This is a genomic window from Cryptosporangium arvum DSM 44712 (genome assembly GCF_000585375.1).
Classification (GTDB): domain Bacteria; phylum Actinomycetota; class Actinomycetes; order Mycobacteriales; family Cryptosporangiaceae; genus Cryptosporangium; species Cryptosporangium arvum.
Window position 1 is genome coordinate 8,818,962 of record NZ_KK073874.1, and the last position, 16,326, is coordinate 8,835,287.

Genomic DNA, 16,326 nt, shown 5'->3' on the forward strand with positions numbered 1-16,326 from the left:
GCTCGGACTATAGCCTCGCGTATACCGTCAACGCCCGTACGTCCGTCCACAGGCGCCACTACATGAAAGAACGCGACCCACGACGGAGGTGTCGTGAGCCGCGCTCTGGAAGTCTGTTGCGACCGGGAGGGCTGTGGGGGCAGCAGGTCGCGCACCCGAAAGATCAGTCGCCGGTCCGCTGCTGCGGGATGCCGGCCAGGAGCGCCCGAACCTCCGACTCGCGGTAGCGACGGTGGCCGCCGAGCGTCCGGATCGCGCTCAGCTTGCCGGCCTTCGCCCAGCGGGTGACGGTCTTCGGGTCGACCCGGAACATGGTCGCCACCTCGGCCGGCGTGAGCAGCGGCTCCGATTCGGGGGTACGGGTAGCCATCGATTTCTCCTTCAGAGGGGTATGCGACGGGGAGGGCGTCGCATTGCCCTCCATACTCCCGGGTGTCCGCCTTGCCCGACATGGTCCGAAAGGATGATCCTGCGTACCGATCCGGCCTAATAGGGGAACAGTGCGCATACCGGCCGTTTACTGACGGTAGTCCGAAGGGTCGGTAGCGGCACTGTATCCGCAGGTAGGCCCCCATTCGACAGTGGTTTCAGGGCTTCTCAACCGTTCGGCCAATACGGATACCGCTGTCCCGACTGGTCCGACTGTCCGCCCTTCATTGAGTAGCCGTCCCTTTGCCGGAAGTACCTGTCGATCGGTCGAGGCGCGTTCGTCTTTCCGGTCAAGCGCAAATCTGTTGCGATTCCAAGGTGTGATACGCGTCACGAAAACCCGTCGCGGAGCCCGGCGCGCGTCAGGCGACGACGGCCGTCGCGGTGGGGCTATCGTCCTCGAGCGTCACCCGAGAGACGATCGACAGACCCGCGAGGTGCCGAACGTTGGGCGGGGACGGTACGGTGTCACTACGAGACATGCCATCATCCGGGGCCTCTCGCATGACGCCCCGATACACCTGTGCGAGGGGGTCGAGCCAATGGGGCGCGGCCGTGCTAAGGCTAAGCAGACAAAGGTCGCGCGTGAGCTGAAGTACAGCTCTCCCAACACCGACTTGGACGCTCTCCAACGGGAGCTGTCCAGCTCCCCTAGTTCCGCCTCCACGGATGACGACGAGTACGAAGACGAGTACTCAGGTCGTTACGACGAAGACGACTGGGCACCGCGGCGCTGAGCCGCGAAACCCAGTTGCGACGTCGCCCGCTCCGTCGCCGCGCCGGACCTTTCGGCGCGGCCCCCTTATGTCGGGGGGAGCGGGTCCAGGCCGAAGAGAGCAAGGTCGTGGGAGCAAAGCTCACGTCTGAACCTGAGGGGGTGGGGAGAGTCACCTCACGGTGACTGAGTGCGGGATCTTCGGTAGCCCGCACGCTCCCTTCTGGGATGCTGAACCGCGGAGCTATGAACGGCGCAGACTCGGTTTGCGCTGTTCATGGCGCTTGACGTAGGTCAGCTTGCCCCGCGCGAACGAGCAATCCGCGCGGCCCGGAGAAGGAGACAGTCGTGACCAGCCAGCACGCGGCTTACGGGGCGGTTTTCCCGATCAGCGACCAGCTGCCGCTGGGTCGGATCACCGCCGATCTCGCGAGCATGGCGCTGCGGTCGGGTGAGGTGCTCGGCAGCGACGGCGTGAAGACCGGCCACGACCCCGACGAGGCGTCGCAGCCGGAGTTAGTGTCGCCGGAGGAAGCCGGGGCCGCGCGGCCCTTCGGGCTGCGTTTCGCCACGCTTCCCGACCGGGCCGTCAACCTGCCGTTGGACACGATCGCCTACGACGACGACACCCAGGTGGCATTGGCCAGGGAGGGTGCCGGCTGGGCGCCGCTGGCCCACCACTCGATGGGGTTGACGCTGCGTACCACCGGCCAGATCCCCCGCGAGGACGAGATCCACGACAAGTCTTCCTGAGCCGTGCCGCCAACCGTTCTGATCCTCACCGAACGGCTCGACCCGACCTCCGACCTGGTGGTGACCGCACTCGCCGACCGCGGTGTCACGGTGTTCCGCGTCGACACCGCGGACTTCCCGGCTCTCCTGACGGTCACCGCCGAGTTCGACGGCGCCGGGTGGCGGTCGGAGCTGCGCTCGCCGTTCCGTTCGCTGGCGATCTCCGACGTCTGCGGGGCCTACTACCGGCGTCCGTCGGCGTTCACGTTCCCGACGATGAGCCCGGCCGACCGGCAGTGGGCCGAGCTGGAGGCCCGGATCGGCCTCGGCGGGCTGCTCGCGCTGGTTCCCAACTGGCTCAACCACCCCAGCCGGATCGGCTACGCCGAGTACAAGCCCGTGCAGCTCGCGACGGCCGGCCAGGCGGGCCTCTCGGTGCCCCGGACGTTGATCACCAACGATCCGGACGACGCCCAGCGCTTCGCCCGGGAGATCGGCCCGGTCGTCTACAAGCCGTTCTCGTCACCGGTGGAGCGCGACGGGCGCCGGATGTTCGTCTACACCTCGCCGGTGGAGGCCGAGGACCTGGTCGACGAGTCGATCCGGCACACCGCGCACCTGTTCCAGGAACACCTGGACAAGGCGTACGAGGTGCGGTTGACCGTCGTCGACGAGCAGTTCTTCGCGGCGGCCCTGACCGCCCGCTCGGCCGCCGCGACGATCGACTGGCGCAGCGACTACGACGCGATCGAGTACACGGTGACGACCGTCCCGGACGGCGTGCGGACCGGGTTGCTGCGCATGATGCGGCTGCTCCGGCTGCGCTTCGCCGCGGTCGACTTCGCCGTGACCCCGGCCGGCGAGTGGTACTTCCTCGACCTCAACCCGAACGGCCAGTGGGCCTGGATCGAGCACGAAACCGGCCTCCCGATCTGCGCGGCGATCGCGGACGCGCTGACGCCGCGCGGTTGAAGCGCCGCCAGGCGCGCGCCTTTGTCTGAACCTGGAGCCCGCTCAGGGCGACGCTGACGCTCGAGCGGGCCGACGTCGTGACATCAGCGAAGCGTCATAAGGAGGCCCGCTCGCGCGTCAGCGTCGTTCTGAGCGGGCCGCCCACTAGGAAGGGTGTTCGTCTACTAGGCGGACCATGCCGGTGCCCTGGACGACCTCGCCGGCCACCCAGGCGCTGATGCCGCGGGCGTTGAACGACGCGATCGCGCGGTCGACGTCCGAGGGCGGCACCACGACGATCATGCCGACGCCCATGTTGAACGTCCGCTCCATCTCCGGCCGGGTGACCCGCCCGATGGTGCCCACCAGGTCGAAGATCGGCTGCGGCCGCCAGGTGGACCGGTCGATCACCGCGTCGACGTCCTCGCCGATGACGCGGACGACGTTGCCCGGCAGCCCACCGCCGGTGATGTGCGCCAGCGCGTGCACCTCGCACTCCTCGATCACCGCGAGGCAGGGCTGCGCGTAGATCGTGGTGGGCGTGAGCAGCTCTTCGCCGAGCGTCCGCTGGTTGCCGAGGTCCGCGACGACCTGGTCCAGCCGCATCTTCCCGTCGGCCAGCAGCGCGTGACGCACCAGCGAGTACCCGTTGGAGTGCACCCCGGAGGACGGCAGCGCGATGATCTGGTCACCGGGCTTGATGCGCTCGACGCCGAGGATCTTGTCCGCGTCGACGACGCCGACGCCGGTGGCCGCGATGTCGTACTCGCCCGGCGAGAGCAGCCCCGGGTGTTCAGCGGTCTCGCCGCCGAGCAGCGCGCACCCCGCCCATCGGCAGCCGTCGGCGATGCCACCGACGATGTCGGCGACCCTCTCCGGCACGACCTTGCCGATCGCGATGTAGTCCTGCAGGAACAGCGGCTCGGCGCCACAGACCACGAGGTCGTCGACGACCATCGCGACCAGGTCGACCCCGACCGTGTCGTGGATGTCCATCGCCTGCGCGATCGCCAGCTTCGTCCCGACCCCGTCCGTGGACGAAGCGAGCACCGGCTTGGTGTACTTCGCGGTGTCGAACGCGAACAGCCCGGCGAACCCGCCGATGTTGCCGACCACCTCGGGCCGGAACGTCTTCTTGACCTTCGAGCGCATGAGCTCGACCGCGCGGTCACCGGCTTCGATGTCGACGCCGGCCGCTCGGTAGGAGGAGCCACCGCCCTCCGTGGCATCGCGTGACGTACGCGTCACTCGGGCGCCACTCTGCGTGGGCGCCCCGGACGTCACCACGTCCTTCACTCTGCCTCCATGTTTTTCGGCCCCGTGCTGAAGTTACGGTCGGCTCAGAGCGCCGGCACCGCCGGGCGAAGCCACCAAGGGCAACGGCGCACCGACGCCACGCTCGATGCCCTCGAGCATGTGCTTACCGATCACGTCGTCCGCGGGCAATGGGATCGGGTACTTCCCATCGAAACATGCCATGCACAGCCGCTTGCGGGGCTGCTCGGTGGCGGCCACCAACTCGTCGAGCGACACGTAACCGAGCGAGTCGGCGCCGATCGACGCCCGCACACCCTCGGTGTCGAGGCCGTTGGCGATGAGCTCGGCCTTGCTCGCGAAGTCGATGCCGTAGAAACACGGCCACTTCACCGGCGGCGACGAGATACGCACGTGCACCTCGATCGCACCGGCCTCACGCAGCATCCGGACCAGCGCGCGCTGGGTGTTGCCCCGGACGATCGAGTCGTCGACGACGACCAGGCGCTTGCCGCGGATGACGTCACGCAGCGGGTTGAGCTTGAGCCGGATGCCGAGCTGCCGGATCGTCTGGGACGGCTGGATGAACGTCCGGCCGACGTAGGAGTTCTTGACCAGGCCGATGCCGTACGGGATACCGCTGGCCTGGGCGTACCCGACCGCGGCGGGGGTGCCGGACTCGGGCACCGGGATGACGAGGTCGGCCTCGACCGGGCTCTGCGCCGCCAGCCGCCGGCCGATCTCCACGCGGGTGGCGTGCACGCCGCGCCCGGCGATCGTGGTGTCGGGCCGGGCCAGGTAGACGTACTCGAAGATGCAGCCCTTCGGCTCGGGCATCGCGAACCGCTCGGAACGCAGACCGTCCTCGTCGATGGCGATCAGCTCACCGGGCTCGACCTCGCGGACCATGCTGGCGCCGCAGATGTCCAGGGCCGCGGTCTCGCTGGCCACCACCCAGCCGCGCTCGAGCCGACCCAGCACCAGCGGGCGGACGCCCTGCGGGTCGCGAGCGGCGTAGAGCGTGTGCTCGTCCATGAAGACGAAGCTGAACGCGCCGCGCAGCGTCGGCAGGACCTCCAGCGCCGACTGCATCAGCGACCGGTCGGGGTCGGCCGCGAGCAACGACGTCACCAGCGAGGTGTCGTTGGTGCTCACCGGGCCCTGCGAGCCGATGCCGGTCGCGGCGACCGCGCGGGCCAGCTCACCGGTGTTAACCAGGTTGCCGTTGTGCGCGAGCGCGACCGACGTGCCGGCACTCGTCGACCGCAGCGTCGGCTGGGCGTTCTCCCACGTCGACCCGCCGGTCGTCGAGTATCTCGCGTGACCGATCGCGAGGTGGCCCTGGAGGCTGGCCAGCGTCGATTCGTCGAAGACCTGGGACACCAGCCCCAGTTCCTTGTAGACGACGACGCCGGTGCCGGCGCTCACCGCGATACCGGCGGCCTCCTGGCCGCGGTGCTGCAGTGCGTAGAGCCCGTAGTACGTCAGCTTCGCGACGTCCTCTCCGGGAGCCCACACACCGAAGACCCCGCAGGCGTCCTGGGGGCCGGTATCTGAGGGGTCGAGTTCGTGCGTCAGTTTGCCGTCACCACGGAGCACGTGGCCCAGTCTAGGCCCTGTTCTCCGAAACGCCCGCCGCCGCCGGGAGACCCGTGGGATCGGTGGGGTTGCGCGGTGTGGTTCACTCTCTGTCGTGACCGCGAACTCGTACCCCGCTCCGCTGCCGGCGACCGCCGGCCGTTGCGGCGTGTCCTCGCGCGGTCACGTTTACGACGAGTGTTGTCGCTGACGGCCGCCCGGCTCGTGTGCAGTCCGCCCCGGACGCTGCGAGCTTCTCACTCTCCTGAGACGGACTCGTCGTGCTCGACTTCCCTGAGCCCTTTCTGCTCGCACCCTCGTCGCTGACCCCGACCGCTCTGCGCGAGCGGGCCGAGGCACTACTTGCTGTTACCGACGCCACAGTGCTGTCCGAGCTCCCGGTCGGCGGCGCGATGGAGCTGCGGAGCAACTTCCTCTACGACGCCTGGCTGGTTCGCCTCGGTCCCGGCGCAGCGAGTGACCTGCACGCCCACGAGCACGGGTTCGGCACGGTCGCCGTGGTCTCGGGTGCGCTGCGCGAGACCCGGGCGTCCACCGAGGGACTGGACGAGCGGGTGGTCACGGCCGGCGAGACGGTCGCGACCCGCCCCGGCGACACGCACCGGCTGACCGTGGAGGAGGACGGCGCGGTGGCCGTCTACCTGGCGTCGCCGCCGAAGCGCACCGCGCCGCGGATCGTGTCGTCCGCTACTACACCAGTGGCAGCCACTCGCTGAGGTCAGCGCGGGAGCCGCTCGCCGAGACCTGGCCGGCGGCGACCACCTCGGCCCAGCTCTTCCGGCCGGTGCCGAGCGCGACCCACGTCTCCGGGTCGGTCTCGACGACGTTCGGCGGCGTGCCGCGCGTGTGCCGCGGCCCCTCGATGACCTGCACGGCCCCGTACGGCGGCACCCGCACCTCCACGGTCCGGCCGGGGGCGCGCCTGGCCAGCACCCCCAGGAGATGACGTACCGCGTTGCGGAGCACCAGCGGCGCGGGTTTCTCCCCCGCGTCCAGCGACGCGACCGCCGCAGCCACCGCTTCCGGATCCTCGACCACCTTCGCCACGCCAAGAACGTATCGCTCACGGTCCGGACGGCCGAGGTGGCCAGGTCCGAGCGGTCGGAGCTTCCGCGTGCGAGTCGGGCAAAACGGCAAGACGTTAGGTATCGGATACGTCAGCAAGGCATAGTGGTCGGTCGAAGAACCCGACCAGCGGGAGACAGTGGTGCGGTACGCAAGGCGGCTTGGCGTTCTGCTGTTAGCTGCTCTGGCGACGGCGACTCTGGTGTTCCTCCCCGCGGCCCCGGCCTCCGCCGGCGACCCGGCCGACCTGCGTCTGGAGGTGCGCCAGGGCAACCTGGCCAGCCAATCCGGCGGGCAGCCCGCCTCGCTCGTGTTCGCCGTCACCAACGACGGTCCGTCCACCGCCGACGCCTTCAACGCCAACGTCGTCATCCCGTTCGGTGACCGGGGCGTCTACCTGGCCAGCAGCAACCCGAGCTGCAACCAGACCGGTGGCCCCACCGTCCTCTCGTGCCCGGTCGACCAGCTCGAGGTCGGCCAGACCACCGTGTTCACGCTGGTGATCGGCGCCCCGCCGGTCGGGTCCCTGCAGCAGACCGAGGCGGTCAGCGCGCCCGGTTCGATCACCATCGACGCCGGGGGCGACGACCCGAACAACGCCAACGACAGCAGCGAGTTCACGCTGAACCTCACCGGGGCACCGCCGGCGGTCACCAACATCACCGGCTCGGTCGCCGACGGCAGCACGACCCAGCCGATCGTCGGGGCCAGCGTCGTCGCCCGCGACGTGAACGGCGCCACCTGCGTCTCCACCACCGACTCGGCCGGCGCGTTCAACTGCACGCCGGCCCAGCCGCTGGCCGGTGGGCAGGTCACGATCGAGGCGACGATGGCCGGCTACCAGGTCAGCCGCACCACCGTGCAGCCGCAGAACGGCACGATCAGCGGCGTCCAGCTCGCGCTCAACCCGACGGTGGCCAGCGCGAGCCCGACACCGTCGGTCGCCCCGAGCAGTGCCGCGCCGGCGCCCACCGCGGCCCCGCAGGCGATAAAGAAGGACGGTGACGGGTTCCCCTGGGACACCCTGATCCTCGTGCTCGGCATCGTGCTGGCACTCGGCGGCCTCGGGGCCCTGGGCTGGTGGGTCTACAAGCGCAACGACAAGGACCCCGACGATCCCGGCGGTCCGGGCGGTACGCCGGACCTGCCCGACCTCGTCGCCGCCGAGTCGATCATGCCGACGATGCCGATGCGGGTGCCGGACGCACTGTCGGAAACGACGGTGGCCAACGAGCTGCCCGGCAACGAGCCCACCGCGGCATGGGGCGCTCCACCGGCCGACGGCACGTGGGTGAATCGCTCGACCGAGCCGATCCAGGTGTCGGACGTACCTGGGGGGTGGGGCGGCGCCGACGCTTCCCCCGGCGGCGCCTCCCGAGGTGGCTCCGCCGGTGGCGAACGCACCGCCGAGTGGCCCACGATCGATCCCACGTCGGATGCCCCCGTCTCCGCGGCTCCGGCTTCCGGGGTTCCTTCTTCCGGGGTTCCTTCTTCCGGAGTTCCTGTTTCCGGGGTGGCTGGGTCTGGCGCTCCCGTTTCTGGGATGCCGGCGTACGGCGTCCCGAGCTCGGGTATGCCGGGTTCCGGGGTTCCGGGTTCCGGGATGCCGGGTTCCGGGATGCCGGGTTCCGGGATGCCGGGTTCCGGGATGCCGGGTTCCGGGATGCCGGGTTCCGGGATGCCGGTGTCCGGGATGCCGGCGGCGGGAGCCGGAGGGTCTCCGTCGGGACGGGTCGCACCGAGTGATCCGACGACCGCGTGGCCGGCGATGGGCGAGGCCGGATGGGCCGGAGCACCGTATACCCGGGCGGCCGGGCCGCTCGGCGACCAGTACGCGTCCGCGCTGCCGACCGAGGCCCCTGGCACACCGTCCGGTCCACCCGCGGTCGGCACGACGAGCGACAAGTCCTGGGGCACGCCGGGCCGCCCCGCCTACGGTGCCGCTGACCAGAGCGCTCCTGGCTACCACGCTCCGGGGCACGCAACTCCCGATTACGGCGTTGCGGGCTACACCAACGCTGAGCCTTCGCGCTCGCCGCTCGCCGGCTGGGACACACCTCCCGCCCCGATGTCGGCCCCGCCCATGCCGATGTCCGGACCACCGATGGCCGGACAACCCATGTCCGGCCCGCCCCTGGCAGGACAACCGATGTCCGGATCGCCGATGGCTGGGCAATCGATCTTCGGGCAATCGATGTCCGGAGCGGCGATGCCCAGGTCCGAGCCGCCCAACTCCGCCTACCCGGCGCCGGGCCAGCCAGGCGCCGCTCCGATGGGCCCGGGTCAGTGGTCCGGACAAGCCTTCCCCGCGTCGGTACCCCCCGCGTCGGCACCGCCCGCCCAGGGCTACCCGACCTCGGCACCCCCGAACTACCCGAGCTACCCCGCCTCGGCCCCACCAGCCCCGAGCTACCCGATGTCCGGACCGCCCATGAGCGGGCACGCCATGAACGGGCACCCCATGTCCGGCCAACCCGTGTACGGACAACCCATGTCCGGCCCGCCGATGCCAGGCCAACCGATGTCCGGACCACCCATGCCAGGCCAGCCCATGTCCGGGCCACCCATGGCTGGACAACCGATGTCCGGGCCGCCGATGCACATGTCCGGACCGCACACGCCGGGGCAGCCCATGTCTGCGCCCCCGGCCGGCCACAACGGAGCCGCCCCGTACGGCAGCTACCCTTCCCCGGCGAACTACGGCCCCCCGGCCAACTACGCCCCGCAGCCCAACGGCACGCAGCCCAACGGCCCGGCCGCCGGCTTCCCGCCCAACTCCGCCCCGCCGGCCAACTACGGCCCGCCGGCCGACTTCGGCATGCAGCCCAACCTCGGCACGCAGCCCAACTCCGGCCCGCCGGCTAACTTCGGCGCGCCCGCGAACTACGGCCCGCAAGCGAACTACGGTCCGCCCGCGAACTACGGCGCACCGGCGAATTACGGCCCGCCGCAGTGGCAGCAGCCCCAACCCCCCGCGGGCTACCCGCCCTACCCGGCGAACTCTCCCCAGCCCCAGCACGACCAGCCCTACGGCAACTACCCCCCGCCGGACGAGGGCGACCAGCCTTACTACCCGCCTCAGCGCTGAGCCTCGGCGCTCAGCCTCGGCGCTGAGCCTCGGCGCTCAGCCTCGGCGCTGAGCCTCAGCGCTGAGCCTCGGAACAACCAAAACCGGCCGCCGGGATCAACCCCGGCGGCCGGTTTCGTTCGTGCCAGAGGATCAGCCGAACAGCGCCGGCAACGTCCCCGTCCACGCCGACCGCAGCTCGTCGAGCGCGATCGTGAACTGACCCTGCACCTCGAGTGCCCCGCCGACCTTGTCGACGACCCCGATCCGGTTCCACGGCAGCCCGCGCATCGTGCACATGTCGGTGAACCGCAGTTCCTCGGTACGCGGCACCGACACGAGCACCCGCCCGGCCGACTCGGAGAACAGCCAGACGAACGGGTCGGCACCTTCCGGCAGCACGATCCGCGCCCCGACGCCGTACCGCAGCGTCGCCTCGGTCAACGCCTGCGCCAACCCGCCGTCCGACAGGTCGTGCGCGGCGGAGAGCATCCCGTCCCGCGAACCGGCGATCAGGATCTCGCCGAGCAGCTTCTCCCGTGCCAGGTCGACGCGCGGCGGCACCCCGCCGAGGTGCCCGTGCAGCGCCCACGCCCACTCCGAGCCGGACAGCTCCTCCTCGGTCGACCCGAGCAGGATCAGCGACTCGCCGTCCTCCTGGAAGCCGATCGGGGTACGCCGGGAGACGTCGTCGAACACGCCAAGTACACCGATCACCGGTGTCGGGTGGATCGCCGTCGACCCGGTCTGGTTGTAGAAGCTGACGTTGCCGCCGGTCACTGGAGTGCCGAGCGTCGCGCAGCCGTCGGCCAGGCCGGTCACGGCCTGCTTGAACTGCCACATCACGCCCGGGTCTTCGGGGCTACCGAAGTTGAGACAGTTCGTGACCGCCAGCGGCGCCGCACCGGTCGTCGCCACGTTGCGGTACGCCTCGGCCAGCGCGAGCTGAGCACCGGCGTACGGGTCGAGCTTGGCGTACCGGCCGTTGCCGTCGGTGGCCAGCGCGATGCCGCGACCGGTCTCCTCGTCGAGCCGGATCACGCCGGCGTCTTCCGGCTGGGCCAGCACGGTGTTGCCCTGCACGTACCGGTCGTACTGCTCGGTGACCCAGGTCTTGTCGGCCAGGTTGGGGCTCGCGACCAGCTTCAGCAGCGTCTCGCGGAGTTCCTCGCCGGTGCGGGGCCGGGGCAGCGTCTCGGCCCGGTCGGCCTTCACGAGTTCGAAGTCGGCGGGCTCCGCGATCGGGCGCTCGTAGACCGGCCCCTCGTCCGACAGCGAACGGGGCGGGACGTCCACCACGACCTCGTCGTGCCAGGTGATCACCAGCCGATCGCCCTCGACGACCTCACCGATCGCGGTGGCGAGCACGCCCCACTTCTCGGCCAGCGCCAGCACCTCGTCGAGCTTCGACGGCTCGACGATCGCGAGCATGCGCTCCTGCGACTCGCTGGCGAGGATCTCGTGCGGCTCCATCGAGGCCTCGCGCAGCGGGACCCGCTCCAGCCAGACCCGCATGCCGGACTTGCCGGCCGCCGCGGTCTCGGTGGTGGCGCAGGTCAGCCCGGCGCCACCGAGGTCCTGGATACCGACGACCAGTTTGCGGTCGAACATCTCCAGGCACGACTCGATCAGCAGCTTCTCCGCGAACGGGTCGCCGACCTGCACCGACGGACGCCGGGTCTCGGCGCCCTCCTCGAACGTCGCGCTGGCGAGCACCGACACGCCGCCGATGCCGTCACGGCCGGTCTTCGCGCCGAGCAGCACGACGACGTTGCCCACACCGCGCGCGGCGGAAAGCTGGATCCGGTCGTGCGGCATGACGCCGACGCAGAGCGCGTTGACGAGCGGGTTGCCCTGGTAGGACGGGTCGAAGACGACCTCCCCACCGATGTTGGGCAGACCGAGGCAGTTCCCGTATCCGCCGACGCCCGCGACGATGCCGGGCAGCACCCGGGCGGTGTCGGGGTGGTCGGCCGCGCCGAAGCGCAGCGGGTCCATCACCGCGATCGGGCGAGCGCCCATCGTGAGGATGTCGCGGACGATGCCGCCGACGCCGGTGGCCGCGCCCTGATAGGGCTCGACGAAGCTCGGGTGGTTGTGGCTCTCGACCTTGAACGTGACGGCGAGACCGCCGCCCACGTCCACCACGCCGGCGTTCTCGCCCATGCCGACCAGCAGCGCGTCGGTCTTGGGGGCTTTTTCGCCGAACTGGCGCAGGTGCACCTTGCTCGACTTGTAGGAGCAGTGCTCGCTCCACATGATCGAGTACATCGCGAGCTCGGTCTGGGTGGGCCGCCGGCCGAGGATGTCGCGGATGTTCGCGTACTCCTCGTCCTTGAGGCCGAGCTCGAGGTACGGCTGCTCGGCGTCGGGGGTCTCGGCGGCGTTCGAAACGGTGTCGCTCATGCGGCCGGCACCATCGCCCGGATCACGGAGGTGAAGAAGCCCAGACCGTCGGTGGACGGACCGGTCAGCGCCTCGGTGGCGTGCTCGGGGTGCGGCATCAGGCCGACGACGTTCCCGGCCTCGTTCGTGATGCCCGCGATGTCACGCAACGAGCCGTTCGGGTTCTCCCCGACGTACCGGGCGATCACACGGCCCTCGGCTTCCAGCGCGTCGAGCGTCTTCTCGTCGGCCATGTAGGCGCCCTCGCCGCTCTTGAGCGGGATGAGGATCTCTTCGCCCTGCTGGTAGTCCGAGGTCCAGCGGGTGTTCGCCGACTCGATCCGCAGCACCTGATCGCGGTTGCGGAAGTGCAGGTGGTGGTTGCGGCGGAGCGCACCGGGCAGCAGGTGCGACTCGCACAGCACCTGGAAGCCGTTGCAGATGCCGAGCACCGGCAGGCCGCCCTTGGCCGCGTCGACGACCGAGCTCATCGCCGGAGCGAACCGGGCGATGGCGCCGCAACGCAGGTAATCGCCGTAGGAGAAGCCGCCGGGCAGGATCACCGCGTCGACGCCGTGCAGGTCGGCGTCCGCGTGCCAGAGCGACACCGGTTCGCCGCCGGCGAGCTTGACCGCCCGCAGCGCATCGCGGTCGTCGAGCGAGCCGGGGAACGTGATCACCCCGATTCGAGCGGTCACTGGGCTACCTCGACACGGATCTCGAAGTCCTCGATCACCGGGTTGGCGAGCAGCGTCGCGGCAGCACGACGCACCTCCTCCAGGGCCTCTTCGGTCGCCTCGCCGGCGATTTCGACCTCGAAGCGCTTGCCCTGACGGACGCTGGCGATCGAGGAGAAGCCGAGGCTTGGCAGGGCATTGGCGATGGCCTGCCCCTGCGGATCGAGGATCTCGGGCTTGGGCATGACATCGACGACGACGCGGGTCGGCGCGGGCACGGAAACTCCTGGATAAGGATGAACGGGATGCTGTGCTCTCAGGCCAGAGCCTACCGAGCCCGTCGGACACTCTGACCGTGCCCGCCGCCCGCACGCCCGGCCCCCGGCGCGCCACCCCGCGTGTTCGCCCCGGTCAACCCCGCTCCGATGCACTTCCGTCGCAGTTTCCACCGGCTGTGGACGAACGACACGATCAGAGGCCGAGCGCCGGTGCCAGCGCGGCGACGAAGCGATCGGCGGCGTCGGGCTCGGCGTCGTCGTCAGCGAATTGCCGGAGGAAAGCGTGCTGGAAGCACGCGCCGAGCAGGAGCGCGGCGAGCGTCGCCGGGTCGGCGTCCGCGCCGATCCGGCCGAGTTCCTGTTCGGCCGACAGGTACGCCGTGAGGCTCTCGTTCGCCTTGTGGGGCCCGGATCCGGTGCGGCGCAGACCGACGCGATGGGCGTCGAGCACCTTCGGCTCGGCGAAGATCGAGCCGGAGATCGGGAAGCTGTCGGTGTAGAACTCGATCGCCGAGGCGGCCACCGTTCGCAAGTTCTCCAGCACGGTTCCGGCGCCGGGGCTCAGCTGCTTGACGATCGGCACGAACCGCGGCAGCCGCTCGGAGAGCACCTGGACGAAGAGCTCGGTCTTGTCGGTGAAGTGCTTGTAGAGCGTCGCCTCGGAGAACCCGGCGGCTCGGGCGATCTCCTTGGTCGTGGCGTGGGCCAGGCCGCGCTCGCGCATGACCGCGACGGCGGCGTCGAGGATCCGATCCCGGGTGCTCAGCGAACTCTCCCTTGACGACGGACGGTGCTTCCGTTCAGTCTAGGGTGGTAAGTACTTACTAACCATCTCAGGGAGACCTCGTGAAGATCACCGTGCTCGGCGCGACCGGAGGCGTCGGACGACAGGTCGTCACCCAGGCGCTGGCCGACGGGGACCAGGTCACCGCGGCGGTGCGCGATCCGTCCCGGCTGGCGGCCCATCCCCAGCTGGACGTCGTCGAGACCGACGTCCTGGATCCCGCCGCCCTGGCTCCCCTGCTGCTCGGGCGGGACGCGGTGGTCTCCAGCCTCGGCCATCGCGGCGGCGGACCGCAGACGGTCCTGGCCGACGGCGCGCGCTCGCTGGTGACCGCGGCCGCGGAGGCCGGGGTGCGTCGAGTGCTCGTCGTCAGCGCCAGCGGCGCGTACACCGAGAAGGACGACGACCTGGTGACGCGAGCGGTGGCCAAGCCGCTGGTGCGGCTGTTCCTGCGCCAGAACTTCGTCGACACCGAGAACATGGAACAGGTGATCCGGACCAGCGGCCTGGACTGGACGATCGTCCGGCCACCGCGGCTGACCGACAAGCCCCACACCGGCCGCTACCGGACCGGCTACGACGGTGTCCGGGGCGGGTACACGGTGGCCCGCGCGGACGTGGCCGACTGCCTGCTCTCGCTCATCGACCGCACTGAAGCCGTCGGCCGGACCGTGACCGTGGCCAACTGAGCACACGAACACGGGCCCCCGCTCCGCCGGGCGCGGAACGGGGACCCGTGTGGCTCTGCTCAGCGAGCGGAGAGGCCACGCAGCTTGCTCGGGTAGAAGGCCGCACCCCACTGCTGGGTGCTGGCGTTCGCGTTCCCGAACTGAATGTTCCCGGCGGTCACGTTGATCGCGACCAGACCCGCGGTCTGGTTGTTGGTGTTGTTGAAGATCTGCCCGACGCCGGCCGAGGAACTCGCACCCTGCCGGTAATCGAACTTCCCCGGAGCGTCATCCGCGTGCGCGGCGGTCGCGCCCACCACCATCAGACCGGCCGACAGAACGGCGACACCAGCTCCACGACGAACCCAGGTATTCACAGATTCCCTTTCTTGGCAACAAGAAGAATAACGATCAACCAGCAATTTCACCGATGACCGCTGGGCTGGAATATCGTGAACATCGAGATTGGTACCGACACTCCGTCAGCGGATCGACCGATTGATCGGGCGGCTCGCTCGAGCCGCCCGAACATCAGCGGAAGCCGGCCAGGTTGGACAGCGGGCTCCGGAAGAACTTCGGGCCTTCCTGCAGCGTGATGGCGTTCGCCTCGCTGTAGTTGACGTTCCCCGCGGTGACGTTCACCGGCGCGAGGCCCTTCTGGTAGTTGACGTTGTTGAAGGTGCTCGTGCTGTTCGCCGTGGTCGACGCGTTCTGCTCGAACTTGATCGACTGGCGGGCCTTGTCGATGTCGGGCTTGTCCGCGGCCGAAGCGGCGGTGGCACCCGCGGCGACGAGTCCGGCCGAGATCATGACGACGCCGGCAGTGCGCTTCATCCACACGTTCATGTACGTGGTTTCCTTTCGGATTGATTGAGGACCTCGGCGCTTGTCGTGAACTTTGTTGACGCGGAACAATCGCAATCCGAGCCGTTCAACGAACAGCGAAACCCCGAATGCGAATGCGGGGTCGACGTCCACCTGGGACAGATGCTCCGACGTGTGGAGCTCACCGCCGGAACGGGGCAAACGTTAATCGTTCGGTTCGAATCGCCGCAACCCCGGCACTATCGGGCCAGAACCGAATTTTTCGGAGTTACTTTCACGACTAACGAAGCTCGCTACGGAAGAAGCAATTCACCGACCAGGTCCTGCATTTCCGTCCGCAGCTCGGCCTTCATCTGCGTCGCCTGGGCCTTGGCCTTCGCCTTCGCCGCGGCCGCCTGCCGCTGGGCCCGGACCTGAGCCTGACGCGCCGTGGCCAGGCACTGGGCAGCGCTCATCCGCGACACACCCGGAGCGCTGACGAGCACGACGGACTGCCGACCGACCTGACTCACCTGCAGGCTGGTACCAGGAACGCTCCGCCCGCGACCGTCCCGGTGCTCCACGCAGACGATCCGGGTGTTTCCCCGGACTACGACCCGGACGTCGGACCCACCGCTTCGAACCGTCGCCTCGTTCATCGTCGGCCCTCGGCCGCTCCCGGCAGCGTGCGCCGAGACGGCGTGCGCCGAGGCGGCCGTCGCCGGGCCGGCGACCGCGATGCCGATAGCCAGACCGGCCACCACTACGCGCTGATTCATCTCCGATTCCCTCCGCTGGAAGCTGCGTCCAGGTAGGGACCGCGGCACTGTCACCCGACAGGGAGTCGCGAGAATGGTGAAACCGTCGCATCCCCATTGGACTCGTGCCGAATCAGCCTATACAGAAATCTGCACCGCG

Annotated in this window: 17 protein-coding genes; 6 read left to right on the top strand and 11 right to left on the bottom strand. The window is 69.7% G+C overall.

The annotated features are described in order from the left end of the window. Window positions 1–163 precede the first annotated feature (163 nt). Window positions 164–370, bottom strand: coding sequence for a developmental transcriptional regulator BldC (gene bldC, locus CRYAR_RS40265; protein WP_035858691.1), 207 nt, complete (start codon window positions 368–370; stop codon window positions 164–166). Between the two features lie 601 nt (window positions 371–971). Here bldC and CRYAR_RS46595 point away from each other — a divergent pair. The 3 genes from CRYAR_RS46595 (at window position 972) to tgmB (ending at window position 2,848) form a co-directional block, all read left to right on the top strand. Next, window positions 972–1,166 (top strand): DUF3073 domain-containing protein, encoded by a 195-nt coding sequence (locus CRYAR_RS46595; protein WP_073261466.1) that lies wholly within the window; start codon window positions 972–974, stop codon window positions 1,164–1,166. A gap of 326 nt (window positions 1,167–1,492) precedes the next feature. Then, window positions 1,493–1,897, top strand: a complete 405-nt coding sequence (gene tgmA / locus CRYAR_RS40270; RefSeq protein WP_035858693.1) for a putative ATP-grasp-modified RiPP — start codon at window positions 1,493–1,495, stop codon at window positions 1,895–1,897. Between the two features lie 3 nt (window positions 1,898–1,900). Further along, entirely contained in the window at window positions 1,901–2,848 is a 948-nt protein-coding gene (gene tgmB, locus CRYAR_RS40275) for an ATP-grasp ribosomal peptide maturase (protein WP_035858695.1), read from the top strand. A 144-nt stretch (window positions 2,849–2,992) separates the two neighbouring features. Here tgmB and purM read toward each other — a convergent pair whose 3' ends face one another. Next, on the bottom strand, window positions 2,993–4,075 hold the full coding sequence (purM, locus tag CRYAR_RS40280; RefSeq protein ID WP_051572387.1) for a phosphoribosylformylglycinamidine cyclo-ligase: 1,083 nt from the start codon (window positions 4,073–4,075) through the stop codon (window positions 2,993–2,995). Between the two features lie 81 nt (window positions 4,076–4,156). After that, complete coding sequence (gene purF, locus CRYAR_RS40285; RefSeq protein ID WP_035858697.1) at window positions 4,157–5,680, bottom strand: amidophosphoribosyltransferase; 1,524 nt, start codon at window positions 5,678–5,680, stop codon at window positions 4,157–4,159. A 260-nt stretch (window positions 5,681–5,940) separates the two neighbouring features. Here purF and CRYAR_RS40290 point away from each other — a divergent pair, with 260 nt between their 5' ends. Next, window positions 5,941–6,396, top strand: a complete 456-nt coding sequence (locus CRYAR_RS40290) for a cupin domain-containing protein (RefSeq protein ID WP_157018459.1) — start codon at window positions 5,941–5,943, stop codon at window positions 6,394–6,396. On the opposite strand, the gene CRYAR_RS50010 is transcribed toward CRYAR_RS40290, so the two are convergent. Further along, a complete protein-coding gene (locus CRYAR_RS50010) occupies window positions 6,371–6,727 on the bottom strand; it encodes a sterol carrier family protein (protein ID WP_245620634.1) in 357 nt (118 codons plus the stop codon). The genes CRYAR_RS40290 and CRYAR_RS50010 overlap by 26 nt on opposite strands. A gap of 220 nt (window positions 6,728–6,947) precedes the next feature. On the opposite strand from CRYAR_RS50010, the gene CRYAR_RS40300 reads away from it, so the two are divergent. Beyond that, window positions 6,948–9,833, top strand: a complete 2,886-nt coding sequence (locus tag CRYAR_RS40300) for a carboxypeptidase regulatory-like domain-containing protein (RefSeq protein ID WP_035858700.1) — start codon at window positions 6,948–6,950, stop codon at window positions 9,831–9,833. A gap of 132 nt (window positions 9,834–9,965) precedes the next feature. Here the strand turns inward: CRYAR_RS40300 and purL are convergent, their stop codons facing one another. The 4 genes from purL to CRYAR_RS40320 form a co-directional block, all read right to left on the bottom strand. Then, a complete protein-coding gene (purL, locus tag CRYAR_RS40305; protein ID WP_035858702.1) occupies window positions 9,966–12,218 on the bottom strand; it encodes a phosphoribosylformylglycinamidine synthase subunit PurL in 2,253 nt (750 codons plus the stop codon). After that, a complete protein-coding gene (purQ, locus tag CRYAR_RS40310; protein ID WP_035858703.1) occupies window positions 12,215–12,895 on the bottom strand; it encodes a phosphoribosylformylglycinamidine synthase subunit PurQ in 681 nt (226 codons plus the stop codon). The genes purL and purQ overlap by 4 nt, the downstream gene beginning before the upstream one ends. Next, window positions 12,892–13,152, bottom strand: coding sequence for a phosphoribosylformylglycinamidine synthase subunit PurS (gene purS / locus CRYAR_RS40315; RefSeq protein WP_245620636.1), 261 nt, complete (start codon window positions 13,150–13,152; stop codon window positions 12,892–12,894). Before purS ends, purQ begins: the two co-directional genes overlap by 4 nt. Window positions 13,153–13,345: 193 nt before the next feature. Continuing rightward, the gene (locus CRYAR_RS40320) at window positions 13,346–13,876 is read right to left on the bottom strand and encodes a TetR/AcrR family transcriptional regulator (protein WP_051571667.1); all 531 of its coding nucleotides are present in this window, start codon (window positions 13,874–13,876) and stop codon (window positions 13,346–13,348) included. Window positions 13,877–13,998: 122 nt separating this feature from the next. Here CRYAR_RS40320 and CRYAR_RS40325 point away from each other — a divergent pair, with 122 nt between their 5' ends. Then, window positions 13,999–14,625 carry an NAD(P)-dependent oxidoreductase gene (locus CRYAR_RS40325; RefSeq protein WP_035858707.1) on the top strand — a complete coding sequence of 209 codons (627 nt, stop codon included), beginning with the start codon at window positions 13,999–14,001 and terminating at the stop codon, window positions 14,623–14,625. Window positions 14,626–14,684: 59 nt separating this feature from the next. Here the strand turns inward: CRYAR_RS40325 and CRYAR_RS40330 are convergent, their stop codons facing one another. The 3 genes from CRYAR_RS40330 to CRYAR_RS40340 all read right to left on the bottom strand — a co-directional run bounded on the left by CRYAR_RS40330 (window position 14,685) and on the right by CRYAR_RS40340 (window position 16,187). Further along, window positions 14,685–15,032, bottom strand: a complete 348-nt coding sequence (locus CRYAR_RS40330) for a hypothetical protein (RefSeq protein WP_169745156.1) — start codon at window positions 15,030–15,032, stop codon at window positions 14,685–14,687. 103 nt (window positions 15,033–15,135) lie between these two features. Continuing rightward, complete coding sequence (locus tag CRYAR_RS40335; protein ID WP_157018463.1) at window positions 15,136–15,582, bottom strand: hypothetical protein; 447 nt, start codon at window positions 15,580–15,582, stop codon at window positions 15,136–15,138. Between the two features lie 140 nt (window positions 15,583–15,722). Continuing rightward, the gene (locus CRYAR_RS40340; protein WP_157018465.1) at window positions 15,723–16,187 is read right to left on the bottom strand and encodes a hypothetical protein; all 465 of its coding nucleotides are present in this window, start codon (window positions 16,185–16,187) and stop codon (window positions 15,723–15,725) included. Between the last annotated feature and the right edge of the window lie 139 nt (window positions 16,188–16,326).

Excerpts from the sequence above, each read along its gene's own strand:
- bldC (WP_035858691.1), bottom strand. The coding sequence starts at position 370 with ATGGCTACCCGTACCCCCGAATCGGAGCCGCTGCTCACGCCGGCCGAG.
- CRYAR_RS46595 (WP_073261466.1), top strand. The coding sequence starts at position 972 with ATGGGGCGCGGCCGTGCTAAGGCTAAGCAGACAAAGGTCGCGCGTGAG.
- purL (WP_035858702.1), bottom strand. The coding sequence starts at position 12,218 with ATGAGCGACACCGTTTCGAACGCCGCCGAGACCCCCGACGCCGAGCAG.
- CRYAR_RS40320 (WP_051571667.1), bottom strand. The coding sequence starts at position 13,876 with ATGCGCGAGCGCGGCCTGGCCCACGCCACGACCAAGGAGATCGCCCGA.
- CRYAR_RS40340 (WP_157018465.1), bottom strand. The coding sequence starts at position 16,187 with ATGAATCAGCGCGTAGTGGTGGCCGGTCTGGCTATCGGCATCGCGGTC.